Origin of the sequence: Mycobacterium asiaticum DSM 44297 (assembly GCF_000613245.1) — a bacterium.
Taxonomy (GTDB): Bacteria; Actinomycetota; Actinomycetes; order Mycobacteriales; family Mycobacteriaceae; genus Mycobacterium; species Mycobacterium asiaticum.
Map to the genome: position 1 here is coordinate 1,660,102 of NZ_HG964936.1, position 11,763 is coordinate 1,671,864.

The window sequence follows — 11,763 nt, forward strand, 5'->3', positions numbered from 1 at the left end:
ACCTGGCGCATACCACGTGCGGCAGGGTTGAAAACCTGAAAAATAGATCGGGATTATCGATATGACTTCATTGGATTTAACCGGCCGCACCGCGATCGTCACCGGCGCTTCACGAGGCATCGGCCTGGCAATCTCGCAGCGGCTGGCCGAGGCCGGCGCCAACGTCGTGCTGACGGCCCGCAAGCAGGAGGCCGCCGACGCGGCCGCGGCGCAGGTCGGCGACCGCGCCCTGGGTGTGGGTGCGCACGCGGTCGACGAGGATGCCGCCCGGCGCTGCGTCGATCTGGCCCTAGAGCGCTTCGGGCGGGTGGACATCCTGGTCAACAACGCGGGCACCAATCCCGCCTACGGTCCGCTGATCGATCAGGATCACGCCCGGTTCACCAAGATCTTCGACGTCAACCTGTGGGCGCCGCTGCTGTGGACGTCGCTGGTAGTCAAGTCGGGCATGGGTGAGCACGGCGGGGCCATCGTCAACACGGCCTCCATCGGCGGCTTGCACCAATCGCCGGCCATGGGCATGTACAACGCCACGAAGGCGGCGCTGATCCACGTGACCAAGCAACTGGCGCTGGAACTTTCACCGCGTGTACGGGTGAATGCCATCGCCCCCGGGGTGGTGCGCACCAGGCTCGCCGAGGCGCTGTGGAAGGACCACGAGGACCCGCTGGCGCAATCGATCGCGCTGGGCAGAATCGGCGAACCCGACGACGTGGCCGGCGCGGTCGCCTTCCTGGTTTCGGACGCGGCCAGCTGGATCACCGGCGAGACGATGGTGATCGACGGCGGACTGCTGCTCGGCCCGGCTCAGGGTTATCAGTCCGGCGGTGCACAGTGAGCGCCCCGGGAGTCGACGTCGACGTCGACGCGCGGGTGCAGGAACTGCTGGACGCACACGACCCGGCCACCACCGAGCCGCGGGAATTCCTCGGCGCGCAGTTCGACGCCGGCCTGGCCTGGGTCCATCTGCCCGTCGGATTCGGCGGGTTGGGGTTGCCGCGGACCGCTCAGGAACGCGTCGACGCCAGACTCGCCGAGGCCGGCGCACCGGTGGGCGGCACCCCGAAGAACTACATCGGCATGGGAATGGCCGCGCCGACGATCGCGGCCTTCGGGACCGATGAACAGAAGCGAAAGTTTCTGCGGCCCTTGTTCACCGGCGAGCAGATCTACTGCCAGTTGTTCAGCGAACCCGGCGCCGGTTCTGACCTCGCGGCGGTGGCCACCCGCGCCGTACGCGACGGCGACGACTGGATCGTCAACGGCCAGAAGGTGTGGACGTCGCAGGCCCAGCACGCGCAGATGGCGATCCTCGTCGCCCGGACCGATCCGGCCGTGCCCAAACACGCCGGGCTGACGTACTTCTTGTGCGACATGACGCAACCGGGCGTTCAGGTCCGGCCGCTGCGTCAGATCACCGGCGAGGCCGAGTTCAACGAGGTCTTTCTCACCGACGTGCGGGTGCCCGATGCCAACCGGCTCGGTCCCGAAGGCGGCGGGTGGCGGGTGGCCACGACCACCTTGAACAACGAGCGCGTGGCCATCGGCGCGCGCGCCGGAGCGCCGCGGGAAGGCGGTCACATCGGCAAGGTCACCGAGGCGTGGCGGAAGCAACCGGGCCTGCGTGATCCGGCGATGCACGACGAACTGATGCGTCTGTGGGTGGAAGCGGAAGTACTGCGGCTCAGTGGCGAACGGCTGCGCCAGCAGGCCGTCGCCGGTCAGCCCGGGCCCGAGGGCGCCGGCATGAAGATCGCGTTTGCCCGCTTAGCACAGGCGATTTCGGGATTCGAAATCGAGATGCACCGCGAAGATGGGCTGCGCTACGACGATTGGACGCTGCGCCGGCCGGAGATCGTCGACCTGACCGGTCGTGAGGCCGGCTACCGGTATCTGCGGGCCAAGGGGAATTCGATCGAGGGCGGCACTTCCGAGATCTTGCGCAACACCATCTCCGAGCGGGTGCTGGGCCTACCCGGGGAGCACCGGGTCGACAAGTCCGTCGCATGGAAGGACCTGCCCCGATGAGCATCGACCTGCTCTACACCGACACCGAGGACGCGCTGCGGGACAGCGTGCGGCAGCTCTTTGCCGACCGGTGTCCACTGGAATTGGTTGTTAAATCCTATGATTCGCCGCCGCCGGACTTCTCCGGGCTCTGGCGCACCCTGAGCACCGAACTTGGGCTGGCCGGACTGCTGGTGCCCGAGTCGCTCGGTGGTGCCGGGGCGACCGTCCGCGAGGCCGCCGTGGTGATGGAAGAGATCGGGCGGTCCATGGCACCGGTTCCGTTCTTGTCCAGCGCCGTGCTGGCCACGGTGGCGCTGACGGTTGCCGGTGACACCGAGACCCTGCCGGCGCTGGCGGCGGGCGAGGTCACCGCGGCGCTGGCGGTGCCGTTATCAACCGCGCCGTGGGAAGTGCCGGCTGGGGTGACGTCGGGGTCCGATGGGCTGACCGGGCAGGTTACCAGCGTCGCGGGCGTCGCAGCGGCCGACGTGCTGGTGGTGCCGGTGGTCGGGGACGAAGGTGTCGAACTGCATACCGTTTCCACCGCCGACGCCGAGGTGTCCCCGGTACTGGCCCTGGACATGACCCGGCCGCTTGCCGACGTGCGCTTCGCGGGCGCCTCGTCCACTCACGTCGGGACCGGCTCGGAGGTGTTGGCCGCGGCGTTGCAGACCGGCGCGGCGCTACTGGCCTCCGAGCAACTCGGGCTGGCGCAGTGGTGCTTCGAGACGACGCTGGCGTACGCCAAGGAACGCAAGCAGTTCGGCCGTGCCATCGGCTCCTATCAGGCGATCAAGCATCGACTGGCCGATCTGTGGTTCGAAGTCGGTTCGATGACGACGGCGGCCCGCTACGCCGCCGACACCAGCGCGCGCGGCGACGGCGACGCGGCAACCGCGGCGTCCCTGGCGCAGGCCTTCTGCAGCGGGGCGGCCGTGCATGCCGCCGAGGAATGCGTGCAGTTGCACGGCGGTATCGGGATGACGTGGGAGTATCCGGCGCATCTGTTCCTCAAGCGGGCCAAGAGCGACCAGCTTGCGTTCGGTAATGCCTACAAGCACCGCTCCCGGCTGGCCGCCCTGGTGGACTTGCCGGTCACCTGAGTTTGGCGAAAAGACGCTAAAGCCCCTGAAAAGTGCCTTTTTCAGGGGCTTTAGCTACTTCGCACGGGGGTCAGGTAAGTGCCTCGCCGAAAATCTCGATCATGGCGGCCCAGTGCCGCTCGTCGGCGACCGCGTCGTAGGGCGGGTTGTCCGGTACCGCGAACCCGTGCGCGGCCTGGTACCACTCGATGCGGTGCTGCACGCCTGCCGCCGTCAGCGCCTTTTCCAGCTGCTCGGCCTGATCAGCGGTGAACGACTGATCGTTCTCGGCGCCGCCGACGTACACCAGGGCGTCCATCTTGTCGGCCAGCAGGTGTGGACTGTGCTCGTTGTCAGTCACCAGTCCACCGCCGTGGAAGGACGCCGCGGCCGCGACCCGTTCGGGGAGGCGTCCGGCCAGCAGTACCGAAATACGGCCGCCCATGCAGTAGCCGCACACGCCAAAACGCTCGCCCCTGACCTCCTCGCGGCCGGCCAGGTAGTCGAACAGCGCACCGGCATCGCGGGTGATCCGGTCAGGGGTCACCGTGCCGATCATGAACATGATGCGCGCGCGCTCGTCGGCGTCGCTGAACGCGCTGCCCATGTCGAATGGCGACCAGTCGCCCTCGCGGTAATAGACGTCGGGCAGCAGCACCGCGTAGCCGAAGCCGGCCAGCTTGGCTGCCATCTGGTGGAAGGTCTCCCGCACGCCACCGGCGTCGGGGAACATGACTACGCCCGGCCAGGGGCCGTCGGCCCCGTCTGGAGTGAACAGGTGGACGGGGCAGCTCCCGTCGGGAGTGGTGACGGTGTCGGCGATTTTCGGCATGGCACCCGTTCTACTCCTGACACCTGGACGTATCCTGACCGCGTGCCGATCGCGACGCCCTACGAGGACTTGCTGCGTGAGGTGCTCGCGAAGGGCACTGCGAAATCCGACCGAACCGGCACCGGTACCCGCAGCCTGTTCGGTAAGCAGCTCCGGTACGACCTGGCCGAGGGTTTCCCGCTGCTCACCACCAAGAAGGTGCACCTCAAGTCGGTGGTTTACGAGTTGCTGTGGTTCCTGCGCGGTGACTCCAACGTGGGCTGGTTGCAAGAACACGGCGTCACCATTTGGGACGAATGGGCAAGCGAGACAGGCGATCTCGGACCGATTTACGGTGTGCAGTGGCGATCCTGGCCGACCCCGAGTGGTGAGCACATCGACCAGATCAGCGCCGCGCTGGAGTTGCTGCGCACCGACCCGGACTCGCGGCGGATCATCGTGTCGGCCTGGAACGTCGGTGAGATACCGCAGATGGCGCTGCCGCCGTGTCACGCCTTCTTCCAGTTCTATGTCGCCGACGGCCGCCTGAGCTGCCAGCTCTACCAGCGCAGCGCCGACCTGTTCTTAGGGGTCCCGTTCAACATCGCGAGTTACGCGCTGCTCACGCACATGATGGCGGACCAGGCCGGCCTCGCCGTCGGGGAGTTCGTCTGGACCGGTGGCGACTGCCACATCTACGACAACCACCTCGAACAGGTCGAGCTTCAGCTCACCCGGGAGCCGCGGCCCTATCCGAAGCTTGTTTTGACCCAGCGGGATTCGATCTTCGACTACACCTACGAGGACGTCGTTGTGCAGAACTACGACCCGCACCCCGCGATCAAAGCCCCCGTCGCTGTATGACCCGCACCGAACTGGGCCTGATCTGGGCCCAGTCGACATCTGGCGTGATCGGTCGCGCCGGCAGTATCCCGTGGCACCTGCCCGAAGACATGGCCCGGTTTAAACAGTTGACATTGGGACACACGGTGGTGATGGGCCGCCGTACCTGGGACTCGTTGCCTGCGCGATTTCGGCCGCTGCCAGGTAGGCGAAACATCGTGTTGTCGCGGCAGCAGGACTTCGCGGCCGACGGTGCCGAGGTGGTCGGTTCGCTGGAGCGAGCTCTGACCGGTGCGGACTTCATGTGGATAATCGGCGGGGGGCAGATTTACGCGCTCGCGCTGCCGTTGGCCAGCCGGTGTGAAGTCACAGAAGTGGACGTCGATCTGCCGCGCGACGACGAAGACGCGCTGGCCCCCCTGCTCGACGAGGCGTGGGTGGGCGAGGCGGGGGAGTGGCTGGTCAGCCGCCAGGGCTTGCGCTACCGGTTTCACAGCTACTCTCGGCCCCGGGGGGCGGCCGCGCCGGATTGACCGAGTTTATGAAGGGGGATTGAGAGTGGTAACCGAACCCACCAGGACCTTTACCCGCAAATTCTGGGGCTACGAGCCCGGGGCGGTAGATGCCCACATCGAGACTCTGATCGCCAAGCAGCAGCTGCTGCGCGATGACGTCGAAAACCTCCGCGCCCGGTTGCGGGACTCCGGTGAGGAGGTAGCCGCACTGCGCAAAGAGGTCGCCAAGCTGACCGAAACCTCCTCCTCACCGCACGCGGTGCAGCAGCGGATGGCGAAGATGCTGCGGGGTGCCGTGGACGAGGTATCTCAGATGCAGGCCGAGGCGCGCGCCGAGGCCGAGGAGCTGATCGCGGCGGCCGAAGCGGAGGCCGACGCCGAGCGGCGCCGCCACGAAGAGCTGGTGGCCGAGATGGTCGCCCAGCAGAAGGCGATGCAAGCCGAGAACGAGGAAGCCCGCAAGAAGCTCGACGAGGAGATGGCCGACCTGCGGGCCGAGACCCGGGCGGCGGTCGACGAAGCCTGGCGGAACGCGCAGCAGGAACGCGACCAGCTTCTGGCCGATGCCAAGCAGCAGGCCGACTTCGAGCGTGAGCAGGCGCGCCGTGCGGTGGATGAGGCGCGTGCGCAACGGATCAGGATCCTTGAGCAGCTGATGGCTGTGTATCGCGACCTGGACGCCGTGCCGGCCGCGCTGGAAAGGGCGTACGAGGACGCGCAGGCAACCTCGGCCGCGCCGACGGAGGAAAAAGTCAGCACGGGCTGAAGTCAGTCGAACCCGTCTAGTAGCCTCCCGCTCAGGGCAGCGAAAGGGGGTGGCTATTCTCGGCGCCGTGTCGACCCGGAACGGCAGGCTCACTGCCGCGCAAGCCCGGCGAATTGCCGTTGCGGCACAAGGGTTTAGCGAGCCGCGCCCGGGGGGCCCCATCACCCGCGCCCACCTGAGGCGGCTGATCTCGCGCATCCAGGTGCTGCAGCTGGATTCGGTCTCGGTGGCCGTGCGGGCGCACTACGCTCCGGTGTTCAGTCGGTTGGGGCCCTATGACCGCGATGTGCTTGACCGGGCGGCTTGGGGTCCGACGACGATGCGGGCCGGGAAGCGGGCCGAGGAGGAGTCGGACAAGTCGAGCGGGGGTCCGACGACGATGCGGGCCGGGAAGCGGGCCGAGGAGGAGTCGGACAAGTCGAGCGGGGGTCCGACGACGATGCGGGCCGGGAAGCGGGCCGAGGAGGAGTCGGACAAGTCGAGCAGGGGTCCGACGAAGGGTCGGCTGCTGGTCGAATACTGGGCGCACGAAGCGGCGCTGATGGCCGTCGACGACTGGCCGCTGTTGCGCTGGCGCATGCGGGAGTACCGGCACGGACGCTGGGGCAAGCACATCGTGCAGGCCAACCCGCAACTGCTCGACGACGTCGTCGCGGCCGTCACCGAGCTCGGGCCGAGCACCGCCGGGCAGATCGAAGCGCACCTGGCGGCCGAACCGCGTCGCGGCAAGGGCCCCTGGTGGAACCGCAGCGACACAAAGTGGGTCGCCGAGGCGCTGTTCGCGTCCGGGGTGCTCACCACTGCCACCCGGGTCGGCTTCGCCCGGCACTACGACCTGGTGGAACGGGTGCTGCCCGCCGAGGTGCTGGCGCGCCAGGTCGACGACGAGGAAGCCGTCCGGGAACTGGCGCTGCGCGCCGCGACCGCCTTGGGCGTCGCGACCGAGGCCGACATCCGTGACTACTTCCGGTTGTCGGCCAAGCAAATCAAACCCGCGATCGCCGACCTGGTGGCGGCGGGCGAGATCGAACCGGTGGGCGTCGACGGGTGGGCGGCGCCGGCCTACCTGCGGGCCGGCCGCACCGTCCCACGCCTGGATCGCGGCACCGCGCTGCTCTGTCCGTTCGATCCGCTCATCTTCTTCCGGCCGCGAGTCGAGCGAATATTCCACTTCCATTACCGCATAGAGATCTACACTCCGGCCGCGCAGCGCCAGTACGGCTACTACGTATGGCCGCTGCTGCTGGACGGCCATCTGGTGGCCAGAGTGGACCTCAAAGCCGACCGTGCCGCGGAAACGCTGCGTGTGGTGGGCGCCTTCGGTGAACCTGATGTGCCGCGTGCGACGGTCGCCGCCGCACTGGCCGGCGAGCTCCAATCGATGGCCCGGTGGCTGGGACTGGGCGACGTAACGGTGTCCGACCGCGGCGACCTGGCCGCCGACCTACGAAGACAATGCCGATGAGTCGCCCGAGGCGTTCGACGGCCGGCCGGGACCTCAAGGACACCCTGTGGAAGGCCGCTGCCAAGCTACGCGGTTCGGTACCGGCCGGCCAGTACAAGGATGTGGTGCTGAGCCTGGTATTCCTGCGGCACTCCTGCGCGGACCAATGGAAACCGTTGGCGGCCAACGCCGAATCTGCTGACATCGGTCAGCAGGTCAACGAGGCGATGCAGTGCGCGATGACGGTCAACCCCGCTTTGGCCGGGACACTGCCGCAGCTCTACCACACCGTCGACTCACGGCGCCTCGGCGAGTTGATCGCCCTGCTGGACAGCGCGGAATTCACCGGCCCGCGTGATGTGATGGGCGAGGTCTACCAATACTTCCTCGGCAATTTCGCGCGCGCCGAAGGACGCCGCGGCGGCGAATTCTTTACCCCGCCCAGCATCGTCCGCGTGATCGTGGAGGTCTTGCGGCCCACGCACGGCCGCGTGTACGACCCATGCTGCGGGTCCGGCGGAATGTTCGTCCAGACAGAACAATTCATCGCCGACCAACGCGGTGACCCGATGCAGGTAGCGATCTACGGGCAGGAGAGCGTCGAGGAAACCTGGCGGATGGCCAGGATGAACCTCGCCGTGCACGGCCTCGACGCCGGCGGTCTGGGTCTGGGGGACACGTTCGTCTGCGACCGGCATGCCGGCGTGCAGATGGACTACGTGATGGCCAATCCGCCGTTCAACATCAAGGATTGGGCTCGCGACGAGCGGGATCCGCGGTGGCGCTTCGGTATTCCACCGGTCGGGAACGCCAACTACGCCTGGATCCAGCACATCCTGGCCAAGCTCGCACCGCGCGGAAAGGCCGCGGTGGTGATGACCAACGGCTCGATGTCGTCAAATACCGCCGGAGAAGGCGATATTCGCGCCCGCATCGTCGACGCGGACTTGGTGTCGTGCATGGTCGCGCTACCCGCCCAGCTGTTCCGCAGTACCGGGATCCCGGTGTGCCTGTGGTTCTTCGAGATGGACAAGAAACGTCCAGGGGAGGTGTTGTTCATTGATGCGCGCGGTCTCGGCCACCTGGTGGACCGGGCCGAGCGGGCGCTGAGCGACGCCGAGGCCGTGTCGATCGGCGACACCTACCACGCGTGGCTCACGAATACCGACGCCTATCAGGATATTCCGGGATTTGTTAAGTCGGTGCCGCTGGCCGGCATCAGGACGGCCGGCTACGTGCTGACTCCCGGACGGTACGTCGACTCCGCACGACCCGACGACTGTGGTGAAGCGCACGACCGAAGAATCCACCGTCTCACAACGGAATTGGTTGCCGCGCTTGACGAATCAGCCCGACTGGATGACGTGGTACGCGGTCGACTGGAGCAGCTGCGGTGGAAGTGAGGCTGGGGGATCAGCTCGAGTTCCGCAGCGGACGAAGCGCACCGGAGCGAAACACGCACGGGCCGTTCGCCGTATACGGTTCCAATGGCGTGATCGGCTACACAACACAACACAACACCGCCGGCCCGGTGATCGTGATCGGGCGGGTCGGAACGTATTGCGGCACGGTGCGTTACTGCCCCTCCGACGCCTGGGTGACCGACAACGCCTTGGCATGCCGAGCGAAAAACCCCCAGGAGAGCCGTTTTTGGTACTACGCGCTGCAGACCTACCAGCTCAACCAGCACCGCACCGGGTCGGGCCAGCCACTGCTCAATCAAGGTATCCTGCGTGACCTCTCGGTGCCGTCGGTCGCCGCGCCGGATCGTCCGCGCATCGGCGCGCTGCTCGGCGCCCTCGACGACAAGATCGCCGCCAACGAACGGGTGATACGGACCGCCGAGGCCCTGATGGTCGCCGTGGTCGAACCGGTCGAAGAGCGCACATCGCTGTCAGGCCTCGCCGAGCGGTCCACCCTCTTCCTCGAGCCGCCCGATTTTGCCGAAGACGTCGCCCATTTCAGCTTGCCCGCGTTCGACGACGGCGCGCAGCCGCTGCTCGTCACGGGCGCATCGGTTAAGAGCGGCAAATACCTGCTGAGGCAGCCGTGCGTTCTCGTCGCCAAACTCAATCCCCGCTTCCCACGGGTCTGGAACGTCCCGAGTCTGCCGCCGGAGATGGCGCTGGCCAGCAGTGAGTTCGTCGTCCTGCAGCCGGCCGGCGTGGACACTTCGGTGCTGTGGGCCGCGCTTCGGCAACCCGATGTGTCGGACATGCTGGCGCAGCGGGTGGTCGGTACCTCGGGGAGTCACCAACGGGTCCGGACGCGCGACGTGCTGGACGTCGGGGTTCGCGACGTCCGGCGGCTGACTTCCGGACAGGCCCGGGCCATCGCGGACCTGGGCGCGCTGTGTCAGGCGCGGCGCATGGAATCGGCGCGGCTGACCGCCTACCGCGACGCGGTGTTGCCGCTGCTGATATCGGGTGAGGTGACAGTGGCCGACGCCGGTTAAGGTGAGCGCCGTGGCCGAGACCGCGCCGCTACGGGTGCAACTGATCGCCAGAACCGAGTTCTTGGCGCCGCCGGACGTTCCCTGGTCGACCGACGCCGACGGTGGCTCCGCACTTGTCGAATTCGCCGGCCGCGCCTGCTACCAGAGCTGGTCCAAACCGAATCCACGGACCGCGACCAACGCCGGCTACATCAAGCACATCATCGACGTCGGGCATTTTTCGTTGCTCGAGCACGCCAGTGTGTCGTTCTACATCACCGGGATCTCCCGGTCCTGCACTCATGAGCTGATCCGCCACCGGCATTTCTCCTACTCTCAGCTCTCGCAGCGTTATGTGCCCGAGACCGATTCCCAAGTGGTGCTGCCGCCGGGCATCGAGGACGACGACGAGCTGCGGGAGATCCTGACCGCCGCCGCCGATGCGAGCCGCGCCACCTACACCGAGCTGCTGGCCAAGCTGGAAGCCAAGTTCGCCGAGCAACCCAACGCCGTGCTGCGCCGCAAGCAGGCCCGTCAGGCCGCGCGTGCCGTGCTGCCGAATGCCACCGAGACCCGCATCGTTGTGACCGGCAATTACCGGGCCTGGCGGCACTTCATCGCTATGCGGGCCAGCGAGCACGCCGACATGGAAATACGGCGGCTGGCCATTGCGTGCCTGCGCCAGCTCGCCGACGTCGCGCCGGCGGTGTTTGCTGACTTCGAGGTGTCGACGCTCGCGGATGGGAGTGAGGTCGCCACCAGCCCTTTAGCGACCGAAGCCTGAGGCCGCGTCAGCGGGGGAAGGTTGAGGTCGCCATCGGGTCTAGCTACCGAAGCCTGAGGCCGCGTTAGCGGGGGAAGGTTGAGGTCGCCATCGGGTCTAGCGACCGAAGCCTGAGGCCGCGTCACTGCAAATGCCCTTGCCGCAGGCAGGTAATCTGGACAACCGTGAGCACCGTCGGATTTGATGCCCCAGCCCGGCTGGGAACTCTTCTGACCGCGATGGTGACACCGTTCGACTCCGAAGGCGCCCTGGACACCGAAGCCGCCGCCCGGGTGGCCAACCATTTGGTGGACCAGGGCTGCGATGGCCTGGTCGTCTCCGGAACCACCGGCGAGTCGCCAACCACCACCGACGACGAGAAGCGTGAGCTGCTGCGGGTCGTGCTGGAGGCGGTCGGTGATCGGGCACGTGTCATCGCCGGCGCCGGCACCTATGACACTGCCCACAGCATCAAGCTGGCCAAGGCTTGCGCCGCCGAGGGTGCCCACGGACTGCTGGTGGTCACCCCGTACTACTCGCGGCCGCCGCAGAGCGGGCTGCAGGCACACTTCACCGCCGTCGCCGACGCCACCGACCTCCCCGTCGTGCTCTACGACATCCCGCCGCGATCGATCGTGCCAATCGAGCCGGACACGTTGCGCGCGCTGGCCGCGCATCCCAATATCGTCGGCGTCAAGGACGCGAAAGCCGACCTGCACAGCGCGGGGCAGATCATCGCCGAGACCGGACTGGCCTACTACTCCGGTGACGATGCGCTCAACCTGCCCTGGCTGGCCATGGGGGCCACCGGTTTTATCAGCGTGATCTCCCACCTGGCCGCGGGGCAACTGCGAGAATTGTTGTCCGCCTTCAATTCCGGGGATATCGCCACGGCCCGCAAGATCAACGTCGCGGTGAGCCCGCTGTGTAATGCGATGAGCCGCCTGGGCGGCGTCACGCTGTCCAAGGCGGGCCTGCGTCTACAGGGCATCGACGCCGGCGACCCACGCCTGCCACAGGTCGCGGCCACACCGGAGCAACTCGACGCGCTGGCCGCCGACATGCGTGCGGCCGCTGTGCTCAGGTGAGGCACCG

General features: G+C 67.3%; 12 protein-coding genes. 11 read left to right on the forward strand and 1 reads right to left on the reverse strand.

Features of this window, described 5'->3' with window-relative positions; all coding sequences use genetic code 11:
- Positions 1–61: 61 nt before the first annotated feature.
- From BN972_RS08045 to BN972_RS08055, 3 genes are read left to right on the forward strand one after another with little or no spacing between them, the layout of a single operon-like run.
- Positions 62–838: an SDR family oxidoreductase gene (locus tag BN972_RS08045; RefSeq protein WP_036354865.1), complete on the forward strand. Its 777-nt coding sequence runs from the start codon at positions 62–64 to the stop codon at positions 836–838.
- Positions 835–2,028, forward strand: a complete 1,194-nt coding sequence (locus BN972_RS08050; protein WP_036354868.1) for an acyl-CoA dehydrogenase family protein — start codon at positions 835–837, stop codon at positions 2,026–2,028. The genes BN972_RS08045 and BN972_RS08050 overlap by 4 nt, the downstream gene beginning before the upstream one ends.
- Positions 2,025–3,113 carry an acyl-CoA dehydrogenase family protein gene (locus BN972_RS08055; protein WP_036354871.1) on the forward strand — a complete coding sequence of 363 codons (1,089 nt, stop codon included), beginning with the start codon at positions 2,025–2,027 and terminating at the stop codon, positions 3,111–3,113. The genes BN972_RS08050 and BN972_RS08055 overlap by 4 nt, the downstream gene beginning before the upstream one ends.
- Before the next feature lie 70 nt (positions 3,114–3,183).
- On the opposite strand, the gene BN972_RS08060 is transcribed toward BN972_RS08055, so the two are convergent.
- Positions 3,184–3,924: an alpha/beta fold hydrolase gene (locus BN972_RS08060; protein ID WP_036354874.1), complete on the reverse strand. Its 741-nt coding sequence runs from the start codon at positions 3,922–3,924 to the stop codon at positions 3,184–3,186.
- Between the two features lie 42 nt (positions 3,925–3,966).
- Here BN972_RS08060 and BN972_RS08065 point away from each other — a divergent pair, with 42 nt between their 5' ends.
- The 8 genes from BN972_RS08065 to dapA all read left to right on the forward strand — a co-directional run bounded on the left by BN972_RS08065 (position 3,967) and on the right by dapA (position 11,756).
- Complete coding sequence (locus BN972_RS08065) at positions 3,967–4,767, forward strand: thymidylate synthase (protein WP_036354877.1); 801 nt, start codon at positions 3,967–3,969, stop codon at positions 4,765–4,767.
- Positions 4,764–5,279: a dihydrofolate reductase gene (locus tag BN972_RS08070; RefSeq protein ID WP_036354881.1), complete on the forward strand. Its 516-nt coding sequence runs from the start codon at positions 4,764–4,766 to the stop codon at positions 5,277–5,279. Before BN972_RS08065 ends, BN972_RS08070 begins: the two co-directional genes overlap by 4 nt.
- Positions 5,280–5,304: 25 nt before the next feature.
- Complete coding sequence (locus BN972_RS08075) at positions 5,305–6,027, forward strand: coiled-coil domain-containing protein (RefSeq protein WP_036354884.1); 723 nt, start codon at positions 5,305–5,307, stop codon at positions 6,025–6,027.
- Positions 6,028–6,094: 67 nt separating this feature from the next.
- Positions 6,095–7,492, forward strand: coding sequence for a winged helix-turn-helix domain-containing protein (locus tag BN972_RS08080; protein WP_036354887.1), 1,398 nt, complete (start codon positions 6,095–6,097; stop codon positions 7,490–7,492).
- Positions 7,483–8,874 (forward strand): N-6 DNA methylase, encoded by a 1,392-nt coding sequence (locus tag BN972_RS08085; RefSeq protein ID WP_051545126.1) that lies wholly within the window; start codon positions 7,483–7,485, stop codon positions 8,872–8,874. The genes BN972_RS08080 and BN972_RS08085 overlap by 10 nt, the downstream gene beginning before the upstream one ends.
- The gene (locus tag BN972_RS08090; protein WP_036354890.1) at positions 8,865–9,926 is read left to right on the forward strand and encodes a restriction endonuclease subunit S; all 1,062 of its coding nucleotides are present in this window, start codon (positions 8,865–8,867) and stop codon (positions 9,924–9,926) included. The genes BN972_RS08085 and BN972_RS08090 overlap by 10 nt, the downstream gene beginning before the upstream one ends.
- A gap of 10 nt (positions 9,927–9,936) precedes the next feature.
- Entirely contained in the window at positions 9,937–10,689 is a 753-nt protein-coding gene (gene thyX / locus BN972_RS08095) for an FAD-dependent thymidylate synthase (protein ID WP_036356933.1), read from the forward strand.
- A gap of 164 nt (positions 10,690–10,853) precedes the next feature.
- Positions 10,854–11,756: a 4-hydroxy-tetrahydrodipicolinate synthase gene (gene dapA / locus BN972_RS08100; RefSeq protein ID WP_036354893.1), complete on the forward strand. Its 903-nt coding sequence runs from the start codon at positions 10,854–10,856 to the stop codon at positions 11,754–11,756.
- Positions 11,757–11,763 lie beyond the last annotated feature (7 nt).